This window comes from Bacillus sp. FJAT-27445 (genome assembly GCF_001510665.1).
Classification (GTDB): Bacteria; Bacillota; Bacilli; order Bacillales; family Cytobacillaceae; genus Bacillus_D.
Map to the genome: position 1 here is coordinate 174,351 of NZ_LMTI01000002.1, position 18,451 is coordinate 192,801.

An 18,451-nucleotide genomic window follows, 5' to 3' on the forward strand; every position below is an offset into this window, starting at 1 on the left:
GCATCTACCATCATAAGAGAATAGTTTTTATAGGGGGTATAATGATGTCAAAAGTACAAATAAAAGTAAATGACAATGGTTCAATAAGGATTACCGGGGATGTTGAACTTCTCGATGGCCAGGGTAATGCCTATCCGTCCAAGCCGGCATTTTCGCTGTGCCGCTGCGGACTTTCCTCAAACAAACCGTTTTGCGATGGCACCCATAAGGGACAATTCGAATCCCAGGTGCGTGTACCGGAAGAAACAGCCGGGCAATAATAACTGCAAATAATACTTCGAGGCACCATCCCATGTTGGGATGGTGCCTTGTGTTTTGCTTGCCGAAAGTAGATACTAACACGTTTCATCTTTTTTCCTGGAGGTATAAGCCCAGTGAAGCCAATAGATTGAGGTGACAGCATGTTTTCCTGGAATGATATGATTACGTTTTTTTGGGCCTTCTTTATTGTTCTGCCTTTAACATCCTTCGTTCACGCCGTGGGGCATACTTTCTTTCTTGTCCTTTTTGGGGGCAAGCCAGTATTAACAATGGGCAGGGGGAGGAAACTTTTCTCGGTCGGCACTTTTCACGTTCATAGCATGTACTTTATCGATGCTTCCTGCCAATATACCGAAATAAAAGATGATTCCCGCTGGAAATACGCGCTTATTTATGGGGGAGGCATCATTTTTAATGTCATCTCCATTTTACTCGTTAACTCGCTCATCCATCTCGGCATCTGGCCGAAACACTTATTTTTTTATCAGTTTGTCTATTTCTCAGTATATTTTATTTTTTTTGCTTCACTGCCCATTGACTATGGGAAAGACAACCCCAGTGATGGCAAAGCGATTTACACCGTCCTTAAATACGGGGAAACAATAAAGGAAATCGACTGACCGTTACGCATGAGGCTTAATTGAACCACCTTAAAAAACAAAAAAGCCGGAAGCCGCCATTATTCCAGTGGGGCTCCGGCTATTTTTTTCTGAAGGTTACCTTTAAAACCATCAGCCTTGCCGCCCGGTTCCGCTCCGCTTCCTACTTAAAACAAAGATCGCCGCTATAATTGCAAATGGCACGAGTGCAACCATTTTCCATCCGTTATTCGCCCCGAAAAAGTAATAGGCGATTGGCAGTGAGGTGATTAAACTTATTAAAAGAAGAGTTTTTGATTTTACCAAAAGGCCGTAGATAAGGGTTACTATTGCCACTCCCATCGACAGCTGCCACAGGAAAACAATCCAGTTAAACGTTGCGATCTTTATCCCCCGCTTTCATCTATTTTGTTCGCTGTTTTTCAAAACGCGCCACGGCAAGGGTTCCGGCAATTATGTCTATCCCTGTTTTCAGAAAACCATTTTGCTCATAAAAACGAACGGCAGGGGTGTTCCTGGCACCGGTTGATACAATCAATCTATCTTCCTCCCGATTGTTTTGTTCCAGCCAGTGCAGGAGCTTCCGGGCAATCCCTTTCCGGAAATGATCTGGATGGACCATTAACCGGTGTATATCAATGACCCCGTTTTCTTTTTTAAACGAAATCGCCCCACATAGTCTGCCATTTTCATAATAGCCGTAAAATGTTTCGCCAGACTTCATTAACGTCTCCGCTGTATCGTACAAAGCAGGGATGCCATGAAAATCAATCAGTTCCGCCTCCATCTGATAGGACGGAAGCTGGATCCGAAGCACGTCGAGCGCCTCTTTTTGATTCGTAATGTCGATTGGCCTGATCATGTTTTTTCTCCTTGCTAGACAGCTTCTTCCATTTGCTTCTTTTGCAAATGTGCAAAGTCTTCCTTTAGGATGGCATATATTTTTAAATCTCGGTGCTTTCCTTTGATTAATGCGGCTTTCCTGTTGATCCCTTCAAATAACATGCCCACTTTTTCCATAACCCTTGCTGATCCGATGTTTTCCGTGAAGCATCGCGCCTGGATACGGACAAGCTCCATATTTTCAAAGCCAAATTTAATGAGCGCAGTGGCGGCCTCCGTCGTGATTCCTTTTCCCCACTGGTCCTGGGCGATGACATACCCAATTTCCGCGCTGTTGTGCCTTGGCTGCCATGATACAAAATCAATTGTTCCAATCATCTTTCCTGTTTCTTTTGACTCAATCGCCCATGGAGAAAGCTGCTTGTTTTCATATTTGCCAAGTACGAAATCAATAAAGGCACGGGTATCTTCGATGGTTTCATGCTTATCCCATGTTACGTACCTCGCAACCTCTTCATCGGAGCCGTAGGCGAACATGTCCTCGGCATCCTCAATTGTTACTTTCCGCAAAATGAGCCTTTCCGTTTCCAGCTTTGGCACGTTCCCGTAAATCGTTTCAATTTCCATCAAGCACCCCACCCTTTGCCTTTTGTTAAAATTATCCTAACAGAGTTTTTGTGAATTTCAAGATAATTTTTAAATGCGGGCGATTCTTTAAATAGGGTTTTTTAGTGCACTGGACATATCAGCTTGCTTCCAATTATGAATTTATATTTTTCAAGCGCTTCCTCATAATACTGGAGGATTTTCTTTTCTTTGAATATCACTTTTTCTTCAACAAACAGCCCTCTTCCAAATCGGAATAACCCTTCCTGTTCTTCATGATGGACTCTATTTATTTCTTTTGGATCCGGGAAAAATTCTCTCCCGATTGGAAATGGAGTATGAAAGCTGAAACGGGTATTTCCATTTTCCACCGTTAAATAATATAGTGAATAATAATCCTTCTTGGTTTCATAATTACAGTTCTGGCAACAGTCAATTTCCTTTTTGTTTATCCAAAAGTAATCCCATTTGCTTACATACTCAAACTCCCGTTCCGCACACCATTTTTCATAATGCAGCTCGCAATACTCTAATCTGGAAATCCTGTCCGGAAAATCAGGAATATAAAAATATAGTTTGCTTATCGGGGATTTCTGCAGCTGAGCAATTGCTTCATTTTTCAGCCTATAAAACATTTCCTTCCTTTCCATGTACTCCACTTGCTTTTTACGTGCCCGCTTCTCTTTAGCTTGCATTTCCTTTGCATACCTGTTCACCCACATGGCCCAAAAGGCAAGCTGAAGGGTTGCGCCGATTACAGCATCTTCCTTATACCATTGAGCCAATAAGCTTCCCCATTCTTCTTCATAGAACTTCTTTGCGATACTTTCGTTGGCTTTTCTCGTCCCAACCGCTATTTTAGTGGCACGTCTCCTCTTTTTTTTCAGTTTGGCTATACGGTTGTTTCTCCATTTGGCGACTTTTCCATCACGCTTTACCCGGAATGCTTCGTAATAGTCATACATTGGATAGTGAAGTGTTCTCCCCCACTTACTGAATGATTCATAATGCGTTATCTTTAGCTTTGATTCATCCGTCCAACGCAACCTTTCAGTACGTGTTATTTCCAGGAACTCCTCCAATTTGGAAGGATGGAGGGCAAATGCTTCGGGGTATTTTTTTAATATCCTCATTTCCGCCACCTCATTGGCCGCTATTTTCTCAAGGAACCTTTCAATTAGTTGCGGTTTCTTCAATTTTGATAGAGAAGAATTCTTCACATCAAGTTCTTCAATTAGCTGGGCCACCAATAACTTTTTAACATTTTCTTCGTTAATCAGCATTTGCGCCACTCCTTGTTTTGTTTTTTGGGGAAATGAGTCTGGAAATTTTACAATAGTAAGAGATGGGCTGGTTAACAGCTTTACTTTTAGTGGGATGAGTGCAGGTTTTCAACAGCCAGGCAGGCTCTTGTCGCGAACCTGCTTGTCTTTGCCTGCGGCGGCTATTTGTCAGCGAGCCGGATGTCGGCGATGTTTTCGATGGGGATAAAGTGGGCTGTGCCCGAAGAGTCGACGATGTGGAGCTTGTGGGCGAGTTCGTCCCAGTAGTGGATGTTTCCGATGCAAATTTCGTAGTTGTGCCCGCGGTAGTGGGTAATCGCCACCGCCTGGTTGAATTCCATCGCTTCTGCAAGCGTTTCGTTCATCAATTCGAGCTTCTGCTCGTCGAGTTCTGTTTTTTGCTCGTACGAATCCTCCTTCACCCAGTCTCGGAGCATTTTCACGTGCTCGGGAAGCATCATGGATGTCCATTTTATCCTGCCGCGGTCGCGAATCATGTTCTTCCCCTCTTTCCCGATTACTTTTTATGGCCGCCGAGCAGCGATGCGCGGTGCTTGGCGGTTCCCGCTGTGGTGTAGGAAACGGCCCGGAGCAGCGCCCCTGACCCGAAACGGCTGCGGATGCGGTCCACTACATAGCCGAGATCCCTTCTTTTTCCCGCGCCCATGTCAAAAAGGCTCAGCTGCAGTTCCGCGTCATCAATGATATTTCCAAGCGAAATGGAAATCTGGCGGACGGTTTTTCCCGTATAATGCCGGCGGAACAGCTCCAGGCAAATCCGGTAAATATCCATCGTCACATTTGTCGGCTCGCCAACTGTCTTTGCGCGGTGGAAACCGCCCCCGAATTCATCCTGGCTGTAGCCGATTCCAAGCGTGACCGTCCTTCCCGCTTTCCGGCACGTGCGAGCCCTGCGCGCCACTTCCTCGCACATCTCAAGGATGACATGCTTGATTTCCTCTTCATTTTTGTAATCCCTGAGGAGGATTTGGCTCTTGCCAAAACTGACTTGTCCCTCGATGATGGGCGCGCCCATTTCTGACAAGTCCACCCCCCAGGCATGGTAATAGAGCTGATTGCCCATGATGCCGAATTTCTTCTCAAGCGTCTCAAGGTCATAGCGTGCAAGCTGGCCGACCGTGAAAATCCCCATCCCGTTCAGTGTTCTTTCAACCCGCCGGCCGATTCCCCACATTTCCCTTAGGGGCGAGACGTTCCAAAGTTTTTTCTGGACATCCTCGTACGTCCATTCGGCAATCCCGTGCTTCTTGGCTTCAAGGTCAAGGCAAAGCTTTGACAGGAGCATATTCGGGCCAATGCCGATTGCGCATGGAAGCTGGAATTCCCGTTCGATGTCATCGCGGATTTTTCTTGCGATTGTTTTCGCGTCTCCCCAAAGATTTTCGGCCCCGTCCACTTTGATGAAGCTTTCATCGACACTGTATGTATGGATGGCTTCCTTCGGGACGTAGCGGTGGAAAACGCGGCTAATTTCGGTCGAAATCCTCAGGAACATGCCCATCTTCGGCTCGACGACCCTAATTTTCGGATCTTTTGGAATTTCAAATTTGCGCGATCCCGTTTTGATGCCGAATTCTTTTTTTAAAAGCGGCGAGGCGGCAAGAACGACGCTTCCTTCCCTGTCTGTGTCGCCGACTACAGCAAGATAGCAGCCAAGCGGGTCAAGCCCTTCTATGACTGCCGCACAGCTGGCGTAAAAGCTCTTCATATCGACGCAAAGAATTTTATGCCGGGGCAATGCACTGTAATCGACCAAAGAATTTCCCTCCTTTCTTAAAACAAGAACATCTGTTCCGTATCATTATACCCATATCATAAGCGAATATGCGTTCGTATTCAATGGAAATTTCTCGACAGCTTTTATAAAAAAAGGGTTTGTTTCCATTTCAGGCTGCCTTCAAAAAGAGATATAATAGGGCATGAGGTGCTTTCAATGGACGAAAAACTGGTGAAAAAAATGATAAAAAACTGCCTGAAGCAATATTACGGGGACGAAAGCCAGCCGATTGGCGAACGTGATTTACATGAAATTTGCGGACGGGTCTATAGGCTGAAGGAAGCAGAACCGGAGGCGCAAATGCGCGACATCGTAAATGACGTCGTCTACGAATTTTTAACAGGATGAAAAAAACGGAGGCTGAAAAGATGGAAAATTTCGTCGTACAATCACTTTATGAAAAATTAATCGACGCCTGGGACAACCGGGATGCGGAGGGAATGGCATGCCTGTTCGCCGGGAATGGCGTAATGATCGGCTTTGATGGGAGTGTGGCAACCGGGCCTCAGGAAGTCCTCGCCCATACAAGTCCTGTGTTCGCCAGCCACCCTACCCCGCCTTTTATAAAAAAGGTCAAGGAAGTCCGGATGATTGGTGCGGATGCGGCCATGCTGCGGGCAATCGCAGGCATGGTCCCTCCCGGAAAAGAAGAGCTCGCGCCCGAACTCAACGCCCACCAGACATTGGTCGCTGCAAAACAGGATGGCGAATGGAAAATCGAACTGTTCCAAAATACGCCCGCCCAGTTCCACGGGCGCCCGGAGCTTGTCGAGGAAATGACGGAAGAACTGATCCGGATTATGAAGGAAGCCTAAAAGTTTAAGGGGGAGAACGATTGTGAATATTGAAGAAGGTTTTGTGGACGTAACGGGCGGGAAGGTATGGTATCGCCGGGTAAAAGGCGCAGCCAACGCCGTTCCATTATTGGTTTTGCACGGAGGGCCAGGCTCATCATGCTATGCTTTGCAGCGGTTGGACAAACTTGCCGAAAATGCAGGCCGGACTGTCGTCTACTACGATCAGCTTGGTGCCGGGCGTTCAAAGGGCCCGACGGATAAAGCGCTGTGGAACCTGGACCGCTATGTCGAAGAGCTTGGGCAGGTGCGCGAACAATTGGGGCTCGATGAAGTACATATTCTCGGGCATTCATGGGGAACGACATTGCTCGCGGCTTATTTGCTGACAAAGCCGCGCGGCGTGAAAAGCGCCATTTTCTCAAGCCCCTGCCTGGACGCGCCTCGCTGGGCAAAGGACCAGGAACGCCTTTTAAAAGAGCTGCCGGAAGAAATCCAGGCAGTCATCGCCCGGTGTGAAGGGGACGGCACGACCGATTCCGACGAATACAAGCAGGCCATGAAGGAGTTCGCCAAAAACTTCGTCTGCAGGATTGAAATCAGTCCGGAGGAAAGGGAAATGACATCGAAGCTTACCAATCTGGACGTCTACAACACCATGTGGGGCCCATCTGAATTTTGCGTAACCGGAAACCTGAAGGAGTTCGACTGCACGCCAAGGCTCCATGAACTGCAGGTACCATCGCTTTTCCTGTGCGGCCGTTTTGATGAAGCAACCCCGGAATCAACCAGCTATTTCAGCAGTCTTGTACCGGGCTCAAAGTTGCATATTTTTGAAAAAAGCGCGCATTCGCCTTATCGGGAACAGCCCGAGGAGTATAGGGAAACCGTTGCCAAGTTCCTTGATGAGGCTGAGTTTGCATCCAGCTAAACTAAAAGAGTATCGGGCTGCCGATACTCTCTTTATGTTTCGAAAATTTCACTCAAAAAAAACTGACCAAACTGTCTTCATAAACCGGATGAAGACAGTTTCATTCCCTGCTGAACGAAAGAATGCCTTTATAATCCATTTTGAGCTATAATCTTGATTCGCTAAAAGTAAAGGAAATCCCTTTCTCTCTTGATATGAGTTTTTTCCAAAATGACAAAGTGAGGAGAAAAAAATGGACCTGAATTATGTATTGAACCGGTTTATCATATTTGCCGAGAAAGAATGCAAGGGGTCAAGCGCGCTGTACGAACATCTTTCGAAGGAAATTGCCCAAGATCTCGACCTCCTTGAACTAAGTTCGCATGCCCGAAAAGGACAGCCGGTTCCCAACCTTTTATTTGGTGCCGTTCATTATTTGCTACTTAAGGGAGCGGACCATCCATTAAGAGGCTTCTATGCGAGCATTGAACAGGTATCGCGGTCGGCCGAAGCGTCTTTCCCCCATTTTAAAAACTTTTGCCTTGAGAACCGGTTGCAAATAATCGGACTTCTTGAAAGCAAGCTGGTTCAGACAAACGAAGTAAGGCGCTGCGCCTACCTCTTCCCCGTATTCAACTACATTCACGAACAGGCAGCCAGGCCGCTAACCTTAATTGAAATTGGCACAAGCGCCGGTTTCCAGCTGCTATGGGACCATTACAGCTATTCCTATGGGGATGGCATCGTGTATGGCAGCGAAGACGCCCAAGTGAATATCCACGCCTCGGTGAAAGGGGATGGGCAGCCGGTTTTCAATAAGCGAATTGCCCCGGTAACCGCCCGCTACGGACTGGATTTGCATATCAATGATGTGACAAAGGACGAGGACTCCCTTTGGATGAAGGCGCTCATTTGGCCGGAGCACCATGAGAGGAGGGAATTATTCGAAGGCGCCGTACGATGCATGAAAACCAACCGGGAAAAAATCACCTTTATCGAGGGCGATGGCGTGGAGCTTCTTCCGCAGCTTGCTGATCAAATTCCCGATGAGTCAACTATTGTGGTGTTCCATACACATGTGGCCAATCAAATGCCTATGGAAAAAAAGCTGAAGCTTTTTGATAATATAGAAGAAATTGCAAAAGGGCGTGATGTTTTCCACCTCTATAACAATATGAATGATGGATACCTTCATTTGGATTCCTTCCTGGAAGGCCAAAAAAGCCATCAGCTTGTTGCTGAAACGGATGGCCATGGAAGATGGTTTGAGTGGAAGCTAGAAACAGTATTGGAAGCCAGCAGAAATTAAGTTGCTCAGTCATTATTGAATACGTCAAAATAACGGCAAATAAACGCCCACTTCAGCGCTATGAAATGGGCGTTCTTTTTTCCATCTGTGGGACGCGTTATTTTTGGTTAAAAGCCTTTTTCCCAAGACGTTCGAACAACTTCGGAAACAGCGCGTAGAAGATGCTGCCTGCGTTCATCCAGCCGGGGAGGTTGATCTCGCGGACCGGATTCACCATGTTGCCGACGACCTTTTCGGCAACATATTCGGGCTTCAGCATCCAGCGCTTTACATTTTTCACATAGGACCCGCTTTCATCGGCGATGGTGAAGAAGTTCGTTTCAATCGGCCCAGGATTCACCGAGGTCACATGAACATTGAAATCGGACAGCTCCATCCTCAGGCTGTTCGTATAACCGAGAACGGCATGCTTTGTTGCCGAGTACACACTCGATTTTGGAGTCGCGATTTTCCCAGCCTGGGAAGCGATATTGATGATATGTCCCGACCGGTGGGCCCTCATTTTTGGCAAAACAGCCCCGGTGCAGGCCATCAGGCCAATGACATTGACATCGAACATTGCCTTGATTTCTGCGATATCCGCTTCATGCGCCATTCGGAAAATGCCGAATCCGGCATTATTGACAAGGATGTCGATGTCGCCCATCTCTTCAAAAATACGTGCGAATGCGGTTCCGACCTCATCTGTGTCGGATACATCAAGCCTGTAGACCAGCACCTTGCTATTATAGGCGGACTCAAGTTCTGCCTTCAACCGTTCAAGCTTATCAACGCTTCTCGCAAGCAGGGCAAGGTTCGCTCCCTTGGCAGCTGCCTGTTTGGCGATTTCAGCTCCGATTCCTCCCGAAGCGCCTGTAATGACTATATTCTTTCCTGTCAAATGCCCCATGGCAGTTCACCTCACCTAAACTTGTAATACTTTATTTTACCATTCAAAACCGGCTCGATTTCACCAAGGGAAAGCAAATAATCGACCTGGCCGGCCGTTTCGGACAAGGTGAGTCCAAGTTCGCGTTCATAGGCTGCTGGGAAAAGCCGCCTGCATAAATCAAATACCGTTTTCGGCCCTTCTTTAAGCATATCCCTCACATTCATTGCACGATCATGCTGGCGAGCAAGCCTTCTCTCAATCAGTTCGGGCAATCTCGAGACGTTTGCCCCGTGCCCTGTGTAGACCATCCCAATCGGATAGTTGCGCAGCTTTAAAAGCGATTGATTGTATTGGAGCTGCGGGCGCGGGCGCTCTATTCCTTTGGCAATCGGCGGTTCGAGCAAAGGGTTGGGTGAAATATGAGCCAGCACATGGTCGCCGGCAAGAAGCACCCCATCCTGTTCCCTATACAGCGCGATATGGCTTTGCGCATGGCCAGGCGTCTCGATTACCTGCCAGTCCGGCAATCCAGGAAGCTTATCTCCTTCTAAAAGTTCTCCAGAAAGCGATCGATTGCAGGAGTATTTTAGCGATTTTTTAAGCTGCCCAGCTAGCCTGAAATAGCTATCCGGAATCCCGAACTCAGTAAACAGGCCAAGGTAGAAACGGTCATGCCATGCCATGAATTCGTCCGTCCGGTTGATCCATCTTTCATTCAAAGGATGCCCATAAACCTCAAGTGATTTTGGAAAGTAATCGAGGAGCCCGGCATGGTCAGGGTGGTCATGGGTCAGCACAACCATCTCAATATCTTCCGGGGCAAGGCCGAGCTCTGACAGCTGGTGCTTCAATGAAGCCCAAGCCTCATCCGTTTTCGGTCCCACATCGACAAGGGCGAGCCTGTCGCCTTTAACAGCGTATACATTAACATCCCCAACCGCAAACGGGGTTGGAAGCGTGATTTTAGCGATAGTTTTCTTCCATTCAGCCATGTTTTTTCCCTCGCAACATTATTTTCAAATAAGGAGTCGTCAATTTGGCGGACGCCTTTTCTCTCAGTTTACAGATTCAGGCACATATTGTCATTATTTCCGCATAATTACATAGGTTATGAAAAAAGCGGTTTTCCTAAAATAGTTGGTCAAAGTGAAGCAAAGGATACGTCCCCTGCTTCACTTTGATACAATGGAGAAAAAGCCAACGGAGATTATTCGATGCTGACATTTTTATTATCTCTTAGTTTGTTTATTTGGATTGTTTTCCTTATCGATGCGATGATAGGGTTTAAAACTCTTGATCGGCTTGAGACAGAACCTCCTCTTCGAGACGGGCCCCTCCTTTCGGTCGTTGTAGCGGCGAAAAATGAAGAAGGTCATATAAAGAAGAGCGTCCTTAGCCAATTGCGGCAAACGTATCTGAATGTTGAATGGATTCTTGTCAATGACAGGTCAACCGACAGGACCGGCGAGGCAATGGAAGAGCTGAAAGCCCTCGACAACAGGGTGAGAGTGATTCATATTGCCGACTTGCCTGACGGCTGGCTTGGGAAAAACCATGCCCTCTACAAAGGATACCTTGCCGCAAAGGGCGACCGGATTTTATTCACGGATGCGGATGTAGAGTACCGGGAAGATGCTTTTGCCAAGGCGCTCGGTTATTTTGAAAGGAACAGACTTGACCATATGACAGCTGCGCCAAATATGAAAGCAAAAGGGTTCTGGCTGAAATCATTTGTTGCCTTTTTCCTGTTCGGCTTTTCGTATTACAAGCGGCCATGGACGGCAAACAACCCGAAATCAAAAAATGGGATTGGCATTGGGGCCTTCAATCTTGTTTCAAAAGAAGGTTACGAATCGTTCGGAACCCACGAAGCGATTAAAATGAGGCCTGACGATGACCTTCAGCTGGGCATGAAAATCAAGGAGGCCGGGCGGAAACAGCGGATTGTCAGCGCCCTGGACCTAATGGAGGTTGAGTGGTACGGAACACTTGGCGAGGCATTGGCGGGGCTCGAGAAAAACACCTTCGCCGGCCTGCATTACCGCCTGTCGATGGTAGTCTTCGCGGTGCTCGGCACGTTTGCGTCACAGGTGCTGCCGTTTTTCACGTTGTTTGTGCCCGATAGGCAAATTTTTCTGTTAAGCATAGGAAATATCTTCGGGATTGTGGCGCTTTACCTGCTTGTTTTGAAAAAAATGACCCGGTTCTCGCCCATCTTGTTCATAGCATTCCCATTGACGGCATCCATCTTCATTTACAGCATCATCCGGGCAAGCTACCTGACATTCAGGCGCGGCGGAATCATTTGGCGAGGAACAAAGTACAGCCTGAAAGAATTGCGTAAGCGATAAATTTCATAAAGAGGGAAAAGCTTTGCTATACTAAAATTAGCATTTCAAGATAAAAAGGAATTGGGGAAGCAGCAGATCCGTCCCCTGTTTCACTAAGGAGGCTACATAATGGGAGCGAAATTGTTTACCCCTTATTCGGTCAAGGGAGTTACGTTTAAAAACAGGATTGTGATGTCACCGATGTGCATGTATTCATGTCATAATGAGGACGGTATTGTTGAAAACTGGCACCGTACGCACTATGCAAGCAGGGCTGTCGGACAGACCGGCCTGATCATCGTCGAGGCAACCGCAGTTACGCCGCAGGGTAGAATTTCGCCGAATGACCTCGGCATTTGGAGCGATGATCATATCCCTGGACTGACAGAATTGACAAGCCTAATGAAGGAGCACGGGACTGCGGCAGGGATCCAGCTTGCCCATGCGGGAAGAAAGGCTGTTCTTGAAGGGGATATTCTAGCTCCTTCCGCCCTCGCATTCAATGAAAAGTCTAAAACCCCGAAAGAGATGACGAAAGCCGATATCGAGGAAACAATCGAAGCGTTTAAAAAAGGAGCCGAACGTTCACGAAAAGCCGGCTTTGATGTAATAGAGCTGCACGGGGCCCATGGCTACCTGATCAATGAATTCCTTTCTCCTCTTTCGAACAGGCGAACAGATGAGTATGGCGGCTCTGCGGAAAACCGCTATCGCTTCCTCCGTAAGATCATTGAAGCAGTCAACACGGTTTGGGATGGCCCGCTATTCGTCAGGGTTTCTGCCCACGATTACGATGAAGAAGGACTGACTCCAGAGGATTATGTCCAGTTTGCAAAATGGATGAAGGAACAAGGAGTCGATTTAATCGACGTAAGTTCCGGCGCTGTTGTTCCAGCCCGAATCAATGCCTACCCGGGATACCAGGTGAAATACTCGGAAACAATCCGGGAAGGGGCCGAAATCGCAACCGGTGCGGTCGGCCTGATTACATCTGGCATCCAGGCAGAGGAAATCCTTCAAAATGAACGCGCGGACCTGATCCTCATCGCACGTGAGTTCCTGCGGGATCCATACTGGCCGCGAACAGCTGCAAAAGAGCTAGGAGTCGAAATTGAAGCTCCAAAGCAATACGAACGCGGCTGGAATTAAATTAAAAAACGGCAAAGGCGCCCTTCCGACAAGGAAAGGCGCCTTTTTCAATTAAAATAAACTGTCCGCTTCAAGCTCTGCTTTTGATTTTAAATAAAGGCTGTATTTCGCCAGCCCAATGGCAATAGCAGAAAGAAAAACATTTAGGATTACCGCAAGGAAGACAAGCCCCCCAAGTTCATAAAGATAGGCAAACCCGGCTCCCGTAATGGCGCTTCCGCCAAGTATGTACATAAAATGGACCTTTGGGAAAAAGAAACTAATAATGCCGCTAACCAATAAAATAAGCGATCCCATAATAAACATAAACGTGCTGATAAGGATAAACGCCTCCATGATGGTCCCTCCAAGAAGTTGATTTCCACATACTTCTACCCTGTTCACCAAAATCTAAGCAGCAAAGGCCGCATTTTTTTTGAAAAGGGGAAAAATAAGCAAGAATACTTATGGAACCTAATCTTTTGGTTGGCCGGCATCCAAAAAGACCACACTAAGGGTAAGACACTTCCACGGAGGTTGATGGATTTGAACTTCCCTGTCATACATACGAACTTTTGGGATGTTGTCATTGCGGTTCCGGCCATAATGGCAATCACACAAATCCTGAAGCTCTATTTCAACATTCCAAAAAAGTTTGTTCCAACAGTGGCTATCTTTATGGGATTTCTTTTATCTGTTCTGGTCAGCCATCAATACAGCCTGCTTGCGGGATTGTTCATGGGCTGGTTTTATGGCTATGCGGCGATTGGCAATTACGCCGCTCTTAAAACAGCCTGGAGGGCTTTTAGGAAAAAATAGCCCCACACATGGAACTTAAGCAGCTCGCCCTTGTAAACTTAAAATTTGTATAGTCTTCAAATAGGAAGAGCTATTGATGTAATGGAATATTAATTTCTTTAAAATCCTCGGCTATCTCTGTATTTTCGAAAAAACCTTGTGCCTCCTTAAGCAGTTCCCTTGATGCCTGCCGGTCATAGCGGGAGCTAATATGGGTCAGGCACAGCTTTTTGGCATTTGCCTTAATTGCAACATCCGCTGCCTGGGCAGTTGTTGAATGGAAATACTCATGCGCCATCTTTTCCTCGCCCGCGGCGAATGTCGCTTCATGGACAAGGAGATCGGCGTTCCTGGCAAGCTCTATCGCGTTCGCACAAAAGCGGGTATCACCGAGGATCGTGACGATTCTCCCTCTTTGTCTCGGCCCCAGAAAATCGGCGGGGTCTATAACCGTGCCATCTTCAAGTGCAACAGGTTCGCCAGCCTTGATTTTTCTATATATTGGCCCTGGCGGAATGCCCGCCTCCTCGAGTTTATCGGCCATAAGTGTGCCTGGGCGGTCCGCTTCGGTAACGCGATACCCGTAAGAAGCAATTCCGTGGTCTAGGAGAAGCGCTTCAACCTTGAATTGCCCGTCAGCGAAAACGGTTCCCTCGTTAACCTCCGTGATTTTTAGCGGGTATTTTAAGTATGAACCGCTCACTGACAGGCTTATTTTTAAAAAAGTTTCAATCCCTGGCGGCCCTACAATTTCAACCTCCGACTCCCCTCCCTGGAACGAGCGGCTTGATAATAGCCCGGGAAGGCCGTATATGTGGTCACCATGGAGGTGGGTAATGAAAATTTTTTCAATCCGGCGCGGCTTGAGCGAGGTATGAAGGATTTGATGCTGTGTCGCTTCCCCGCAATCAAAAAGCCACACACTCCCTCGTTCATCAAGAAGCTTCAATGCCATTGATGTAACATTCCGCAATTTCGCGGGAACACCCGCGCCTGTTCCCAGGAATAATAATTCCAACGTAAAAACCTCTTTCTTTTGCAAAAGTCATTAGCCAGGCCCTCGCCCAGTTCAGCAGGCTTGGACCCATATACCATTTTTTCTTACTATACCATACTTAACCCTTCCCGCCCTTTTAATACGATGGCGCCTTTTTCGTTCCATGATAAGGTACATGGATTGCTAATCAGTTGCTAAATATAGAAGAAACAGCTAAAATTTTGTATTTGTATAGATAAATTATTAAATTCGGAAATTTCTTTCGCAAAGGAGCTATCATCCTTGTCACAGACTAGAGAACAAAAATCGCTAATTATGATTTTCGGGGCCACTGGTGACCTTGCAAACCGGAAACTATATCCCTCCCTGTACAGGCTCTTCCGAAAAGGCCTCTTATCGGAATGTTTTGCTGTCATCGGAGTTGCAAGGAGGCCGCTGACGAATGAGCAGTTCCAGGAAAATGTAAAGAAATCGGTAATCGAAGCAGATGAATACGGAACCGGCATCGATGAATTCGCTTCCCACTTCTATTATCATTCCCATGATGTTACCGACTCAGGTTCCTATGCCATTTTAAAAAAGATGGCGGAAGAACTGGACAATCACTATGATCTAGGGGGAAACAGGATTTTTTACCTGGCGATGGCCCCTGAATTCTTCGGCCCCATTGCACTCCACCTTAAGTCTGACGGCCTTACCGATGTACCGGGCTTTAAACGGCTTGTCATTGAAAAACCATTCGGCCATGATCTTAAATCGGCGGTTGAGCTAAACGAGCAAATCCGTACCGCCTTCAGCGAGAAAGAAGTTTATCGTATTGACCACTATCTCGGCAAGCAGATGGTTCAGAATATTGAAGTCATCCGTTTTGCCAATGCTCTCTTTGAGCCGCTCTGGAACAACCGCTATATCTCAAATATACAGATTACATCAAGTGAAACACTTGGGGTCGAGGAGCGCGGCAGATATTATGAAACAAGCGGCGCCCTTAGGGATATGGTTCAGAACCATATGCTCCAAATGGTTGCCCTTTTGGCAATGGAACCGCCAATCAAGCTGACCACCGATGAAATCCGCTCGGAAAAAATCAGGGTCTTCCGTTCGCTTCGAACAATTGAAGGCAATGAAGTATCCAATTATTTTGTCCGAGGCCAGTATGGAGCAGGCACTTTGGATGGCAAGGACGTTCCCGCTTACAGGGATGAACCAATGGTCGATAAAAATTCCAACACCGAAACGTATGTGGCCGGAAAACTGATGATTGATAATCAGCGCTGGGCAGGAGTTCCATTCTATATCCGGACGGGCAAAAGGCTTGGGGCCAAATCAACAAAAATCATTGTCCAGTTCAAGGACATCCCAATGAACCTGTATTACCAGCCCGACAAGCCGTTGAATCCTAATCTGCTCGTTATCCATATCCAGCCGGAGGAAGGAATCACCCTTCACCTGAACGCAAAGAAGGCCGGCCAGGGAATGGATGCCACAGAGGTGAAATTGAGCTTTGCCAATAATGGGGTAAATGAAATGAATACCCCTGAAGCGTATGAACTGCTTCTCTATGACTGCTTGCGCGGCGATGCAACCAACTTCGCGCATTGGGATGAGGTTGCCCTTTCTTGGAGCTTTGTGGACAAAATTTCTGATGAATGGGAAAGCACGAAGGAAGAGAGTTTTCCTAATTATGAACCAGGATTAAGAGGTCCTGCTGCTGCAGAGGAGCTATTAGAGAGGGACGGCTTCTTCTGGTGGCGTGTTCGGGATCTCAATGTAGAAAGATGCTAACCGGAGGGGAAATAAATGAAAATCCATGACATCACCGCACCGATTTTTGAAGGAATGCCCGTTTATAAAAACAAGCCAGAAAAGCAGCCGAAGCTTGAAACCGCCACAAATGCCCATGTGACAGAATCGAGGCTCAGCCTTGATCTTCATACAGGAACACATATAGACGCACCGCTCCATATGATCAACGAAGGAAAAACGTTTGAAATGATTGCCATTGAGGAACTGGTCCGTCAGTGCAAGGTGTTTGAGCTGACACAAGTTACCGACAGGATTACCGCTAATGATTTGGTTGGCCTTGATATTGTAAAAGATGATTTCGTCCTATTCAAAACAAAAAACTCCTTTGATGAAGAGTTCAATTTTGAATTCATTTTCGTCGCCAAGGACGCGGCCGAACAGCTGGCGGAAATCGGTATTGCCGGCGTGGGGATCGATGCGCTTGGCATTGAACGCGCCCAGGAAGGGCATCCAACCCACAAGGCTCTGATGGGAAGGGATATCATCATCATTGAAGGTCTGCGCCTCAAGGACGTGGAAGCAGGCGAGTATATAATGGTTGCGGCTCCACTGAAGCTGCAGGGAACCGATGCCGCACCGGCAAGGATTTTGCTGCTTGAAGGCTTAAGCTGAGTTATTGCGCGATTTCAGTATAAGGATTAAATGCCGTCCATAGTGGACGGCATTTTTAATAGAAAAGCGTTATTCCGATTCGTTTTCTTTCCCTTTCTGCCCGGGCCTAAACCCTCGCAGGAAATCCTTGTTAAAGCTTGTTTGCGTTCCTTTATTGGCATCAATCTCTTTTAATGATCCCGCATTTGAAATAATGTTTTTGCCGTATTTTTCTTTTAAAATGGACATAGTTTTGTAGAGTGGCTCCTTTTTCGCTTCCTTTTCATAGGAAAATAGGTCAAGCTGTTTAACAGATTCTTCCGCTCCAGCCAAATCGGAACCGGTAATGCCGAGGAGCCTGACAGGGTCGCCGTTCCAGTTGCTTACAAACAACTGCTTGGCTAATTGGGCAATTTCTTCCTTGCCACCAACAGGGTTCCTGAGCTTTCTTCCGCGGTTAAACGTTTTTCGATCCTTGTAACGGATTGTGATGGAGAGTGAATTTGCTAGGACATTCTTCCTTTTCAGTCTCGTCGCGACTTTATCTGCCAGCCCATCAAGGACAGTGAAAAGCTCATGCTGATTGGCAATATCCCTTGGAAGGGTTGTTGAATTGCCGATGCTTTTAAAATCGGATATGGAATCAGGATCGACATGCCTCGGATCAATTCCGTTCGCCCTGTCCTTAAGTTTAATTCCATTAATCCCCAGGATCATCTTTAGCTGTACTTCATTTGCGGATGCAAGGCCGCCAATCGTTTCAATTCCTATCCCCTTTAATTTTTCGGCTGTTTTTGAACCTACCCCATGCATATCGCCGACTGGCCTCGGCCAAAGAACAGACGGAATATCCCGTTTCCGGAGTACGGTAATCCCCAATGGTTTTTTCATATCTGATGCCGTTTTTGCAAGGAACTTATTTGGGGCAATTCCGATGCTGCATGGCAGATCAAGCTGGGCGAGGATCCGCTTCTGAATTGTCCGGGCAATATCCAGTGGGCTGCCAAGGTCATAGCTTTCTGTTATATCCAAATAGCCTTCATCAATTGAAACCGGCTCAACCAACTGGGTGAACTGCGCTAAAATTTCAAACATGGCTTTTGACGCGGCGCGGTATCTGTCAAAATTCGGCCTCATTATAATCAAGTGGGGGCAAAGCTTTTTAGCCTCCCAAAGGGGCATAGTCGTCTTGACGCCCAATTTCCTTGCTTCATAGCTGCAAGTGACAATGATTCCGCGCCGCTCCTCTGGATTGCCAGCGATGGCCAGAGGCTTGCCTTTCAGGGAAGAGTCATGGGCTGCTTCCACAGAGGCATAGAAACTATTCATATCGACATGCAAAATGACCCTTCCCTTTTTAGGATACATCTCCTTCATGGCCATCACCTCCATCCGTATCTTCTTCCTTTAGTTTAGCAAAAACAATGGATTGCCGCATCCCTTCCATGCGGATATACTTGTCCGGATGAATTTGTGATTTGGCCGCCAATTTAGTACTATTAACGAAACATATTAGCATAGAATACG

At 47.0% G+C, this 18,451-nt stretch carries 22 protein-coding genes; 11 read left to right on the plus strand and 11 right to left on the minus strand.

Annotated features, from left to right (window positions below; genetic code table 11):
- Positions 1-44 precede the first annotated feature (44 nt).
- On the plus strand, positions 45-260 hold the full coding sequence (locus AR337_RS05520) for a CDGSH iron-sulfur domain-containing protein (protein ID WP_059171034.1): 216 nt from the start codon (positions 45-47) through the stop codon (positions 258-260).
- A 141-nt stretch (positions 261-401) separates the two neighbouring features.
- Positions 402-881: a hypothetical protein gene (locus tag AR337_RS05525; RefSeq protein WP_059171035.1), complete on the plus strand. Its 480-nt coding sequence runs from the start codon at positions 402-404 to the stop codon at positions 879-881.
- Between the two features lie 111 nt (positions 882-992).
- On the opposite strand, the gene AR337_RS23585 is transcribed toward AR337_RS05525, so the two are convergent.
- From AR337_RS23585 to AR337_RS05550, 6 genes are all read right to left on the minus strand, one after another.
- Positions 993-1,202, minus strand: a complete 210-nt coding sequence (locus tag AR337_RS23585; protein WP_216637365.1) for a hypothetical protein — start codon at positions 1,200-1,202, stop codon at positions 993-995.
- A gap of 61 nt (positions 1,203-1,263) precedes the next feature.
- Positions 1,264-1,722 carry a GNAT family N-acetyltransferase gene (locus AR337_RS05530; RefSeq protein WP_059171036.1) on the minus strand — a complete coding sequence of 153 codons (459 nt, stop codon included), beginning with the start codon at positions 1,720-1,722 and terminating at the stop codon, positions 1,264-1,266.
- Between the two features lie 14 nt (positions 1,723-1,736).
- The gene (locus AR337_RS05535) at positions 1,737-2,330 is read right to left on the minus strand and encodes a GNAT family N-acetyltransferase (RefSeq protein ID WP_059171037.1); all 594 of its coding nucleotides are present in this window, start codon (positions 2,328-2,330) and stop codon (positions 1,737-1,739) included.
- Positions 2,331-2,431: 101 nt separating this feature from the next.
- Complete coding sequence (locus AR337_RS05540) at positions 2,432-3,592, minus strand: hypothetical protein (protein WP_059171038.1); 1,161 nt, start codon at positions 3,590-3,592, stop codon at positions 2,432-2,434.
- A gap of 161 nt (positions 3,593-3,753) precedes the next feature.
- Complete coding sequence (locus tag AR337_RS05545; protein WP_059171039.1) at positions 3,754-4,089, minus strand: YolD-like family protein; 336 nt, start codon at positions 4,087-4,089, stop codon at positions 3,754-3,756.
- Positions 4,090-4,109: 20 nt separating this feature from the next.
- Positions 4,110-5,369, minus strand: a complete 1,260-nt coding sequence (locus AR337_RS05550) for a UV damage repair protein UvrX (protein WP_059171040.1) — start codon at positions 5,367-5,369, stop codon at positions 4,110-4,112.
- 177 nt (positions 5,370-5,546) lie between these two features.
- Between AR337_RS05550 and AR337_RS05555 the strand changes: the two genes are divergently transcribed.
- The 4 genes from AR337_RS05555 (at position 5,547) to AR337_RS05570 (ending at position 8,403) form a co-directional block, all read left to right on the plus strand.
- Positions 5,547-5,738, plus strand: coding sequence for a YqzH family protein (locus AR337_RS05555; RefSeq protein WP_059171041.1), 192 nt, complete (start codon positions 5,547-5,549; stop codon positions 5,736-5,738).
- A gap of 20 nt (positions 5,739-5,758) precedes the next feature.
- On the plus strand, positions 5,759-6,205 hold the full coding sequence (locus tag AR337_RS05560) for an SgcJ/EcaC family oxidoreductase (protein WP_156424320.1): 447 nt from the start codon (positions 5,759-5,761) through the stop codon (positions 6,203-6,205).
- A 22-nt stretch (positions 6,206-6,227) separates the two neighbouring features.
- Positions 6,228-7,115, plus strand: coding sequence for a proline iminopeptidase-family hydrolase (locus tag AR337_RS05565; RefSeq protein WP_059171043.1), 888 nt, complete (start codon positions 6,228-6,230; stop codon positions 7,113-7,115).
- A gap of 232 nt (positions 7,116-7,347) precedes the next feature.
- On the plus strand, positions 7,348-8,403 hold the full coding sequence (locus tag AR337_RS05570) for a DUF2332 domain-containing protein (protein ID WP_059171044.1): 1,056 nt from the start codon (positions 7,348-7,350) through the stop codon (positions 8,401-8,403).
- A gap of 97 nt (positions 8,404-8,500) precedes the next feature.
- On the opposite strand, the gene AR337_RS05575 is transcribed toward AR337_RS05570, so the two are convergent.
- Together AR337_RS05575 and AR337_RS05580 are read right to left on the minus strand one after the other, a co-directional pair.
- A complete protein-coding gene (locus tag AR337_RS05575) occupies positions 8,501-9,292 on the minus strand; it encodes an SDR family oxidoreductase (RefSeq protein WP_059171045.1) in 792 nt (263 codons plus the stop codon).
- Between the two features lie 11 nt (positions 9,293-9,303).
- Positions 9,304-10,266: an MBL fold metallo-hydrolase gene (locus AR337_RS05580; RefSeq protein WP_059171046.1), complete on the minus strand. Its 963-nt coding sequence runs from the start codon at positions 10,264-10,266 to the stop codon at positions 9,304-9,306.
- Positions 10,267-10,488: 222 nt separating this feature from the next.
- Between AR337_RS05580 and AR337_RS05585 the strand changes: the two genes are divergently transcribed.
- The gene (locus AR337_RS05585) at positions 10,489-11,625 is read left to right on the plus strand and encodes a glycosyltransferase family 2 protein (protein WP_059171047.1); all 1,137 of its coding nucleotides are present in this window, start codon (positions 10,489-10,491) and stop codon (positions 11,623-11,625) included.
- A 108-nt stretch (positions 11,626-11,733) separates the two neighbouring features.
- A complete protein-coding gene (namA, locus tag AR337_RS05590) occupies positions 11,734-12,753 on the plus strand; it encodes an NADPH dehydrogenase NamA (RefSeq protein WP_059171048.1) in 1,020 nt (339 codons plus the stop codon).
- Between the two features lie 51 nt (positions 12,754-12,804).
- Here the strand turns inward: namA and AR337_RS05595 are convergent, their stop codons facing one another.
- Positions 12,805-13,089, minus strand: a complete 285-nt coding sequence (locus tag AR337_RS05595; RefSeq protein ID WP_059171049.1) for a hypothetical protein — start codon at positions 13,087-13,089, stop codon at positions 12,805-12,807.
- Positions 13,090-13,278: 189 nt separating this feature from the next.
- On the opposite strand from AR337_RS05595, the gene AR337_RS05600 reads away from it, so the two are divergent.
- A complete protein-coding gene (locus AR337_RS05600) occupies positions 13,279-13,551 on the plus strand; it encodes a hypothetical protein (protein ID WP_059171555.1) in 273 nt (90 codons plus the stop codon).
- Positions 13,552-13,621: 70 nt separating this feature from the next.
- On the opposite strand, the gene rnz is transcribed toward AR337_RS05600, so the two are convergent.
- A complete protein-coding gene (gene rnz / locus AR337_RS05605; protein ID WP_059171050.1) occupies positions 13,622-14,548 on the minus strand; it encodes a ribonuclease Z in 927 nt (308 codons plus the stop codon).
- A 294-nt stretch (positions 14,549-14,842) separates the two neighbouring features.
- On the opposite strand from rnz, the gene zwf reads away from it, so the two are divergent.
- Both zwf and AR337_RS05615 read left to right on the plus strand, forming a co-directional pair.
- The gene (gene zwf, locus AR337_RS05610) at positions 14,843-16,312 is read left to right on the plus strand and encodes a glucose-6-phosphate dehydrogenase (protein WP_059171556.1); all 1,470 of its coding nucleotides are present in this window, start codon (positions 14,843-14,845) and stop codon (positions 16,310-16,312) included.
- A 15-nt stretch (positions 16,313-16,327) separates the two neighbouring features.
- Complete coding sequence (locus AR337_RS05615; RefSeq protein WP_059171051.1) at positions 16,328-16,945, plus strand: cyclase family protein; 618 nt, start codon at positions 16,328-16,330, stop codon at positions 16,943-16,945.
- A 69-nt stretch (positions 16,946-17,014) separates the two neighbouring features.
- Here the strand turns inward: AR337_RS05615 and AR337_RS05620 are convergent, their stop codons facing one another.
- A complete protein-coding gene (locus tag AR337_RS05620; RefSeq protein ID WP_059171052.1) occupies positions 17,015-18,301 on the minus strand; it encodes a DNA polymerase IV in 1,287 nt (428 codons plus the stop codon).
- Positions 18,302-18,451: the final 150 nt, after the last annotated feature.

Bases quoted from the DNA above. Each gene is read 5' to 3' on its own strand.
- AR337_RS05520 (WP_059171034.1), top strand. From the start codon at position 45: ATGTCAAAAGTACAAATAAAAGTAAATGACAATGGTTCAATAAGGATT.
- AR337_RS05525 (WP_059171035.1), top strand. From the start codon at position 402: ATGTTTTCCTGGAATGATATGATTACGTTTTTTTGGGCCTTCTTTATT.
- AR337_RS23585 (WP_216637365.1), bottom strand. From the start codon at position 1,202: ATGGGAGTGGCAATAGTAACCCTTATCTACGGCCTTTTGGTAAAATCA.
- AR337_RS05530 (WP_059171036.1), bottom strand. From the start codon at position 1,722: ATGATCAGGCCAATCGACATTACGAATCAAAAAGAGGCGCTCGACGTG.
- AR337_RS05535 (WP_059171037.1), bottom strand. From the start codon at position 2,330: ATGGAAATTGAAACGATTTACGGGAACGTGCCAAAGCTGGAAACGGAA.
- AR337_RS05540 (WP_059171038.1), bottom strand. From the start codon at position 3,592: ATGCTGATTAACGAAGAAAATGTTAAAAAGTTATTGGTGGCCCAGCTA.
- AR337_RS05545 (WP_059171039.1), bottom strand. From the start codon at position 4,089: ATGATTCGCGACCGCGGCAGGATAAAATGGACATCCATGATGCTTCCC.
- AR337_RS05555 (WP_059171041.1), top strand. From the start codon at position 5,547: ATGGACGAAAAACTGGTGAAAAAAATGATAAAAAACTGCCTGAAGCAA.
- AR337_RS05560 (WP_156424320.1), top strand. From the start codon at position 5,759: ATGGAAAATTTCGTCGTACAATCACTTTATGAAAAATTAATCGACGCC.
- AR337_RS05570 (WP_059171044.1), top strand. From the start codon at position 7,348: ATGGACCTGAATTATGTATTGAACCGGTTTATCATATTTGCCGAGAAA.
- AR337_RS05575 (WP_059171045.1), bottom strand. From the start codon at position 9,292: ATGGGGCATTTGACAGGAAAGAATATAGTCATTACAGGCGCTTCGGGA.
- AR337_RS05580 (WP_059171046.1), bottom strand. From the start codon at position 10,266: ATGGCTGAATGGAAGAAAACTATCGCTAAAATCACGCTTCCAACCCCG.
- AR337_RS05585 (WP_059171047.1), top strand. From the start codon at position 10,489: ATGCTGACATTTTTATTATCTCTTAGTTTGTTTATTTGGATTGTTTTC.
- namA (WP_059171048.1), top strand. From the start codon at position 11,734: ATGGGAGCGAAATTGTTTACCCCTTATTCGGTCAAGGGAGTTACGTTT.
- AR337_RS05595 (WP_059171049.1), bottom strand. From the start codon at position 13,089: ATGGAGGCGTTTATCCTTATCAGCACGTTTATGTTTATTATGGGATCG.
- zwf (WP_059171556.1), top strand. From the start codon at position 14,843: ATGATTTTCGGGGCCACTGGTGACCTTGCAAACCGGAAACTATATCCC.
- AR337_RS05615 (WP_059171051.1), top strand. From the start codon at position 16,328: ATGAAAATCCATGACATCACCGCACCGATTTTTGAAGGAATGCCCGTT.
- AR337_RS05620 (WP_059171052.1), bottom strand. From the start codon at position 18,301: ATGAAGGAGATGTATCCTAAAAAGGGAAGGGTCATTTTGCATGTCGAT.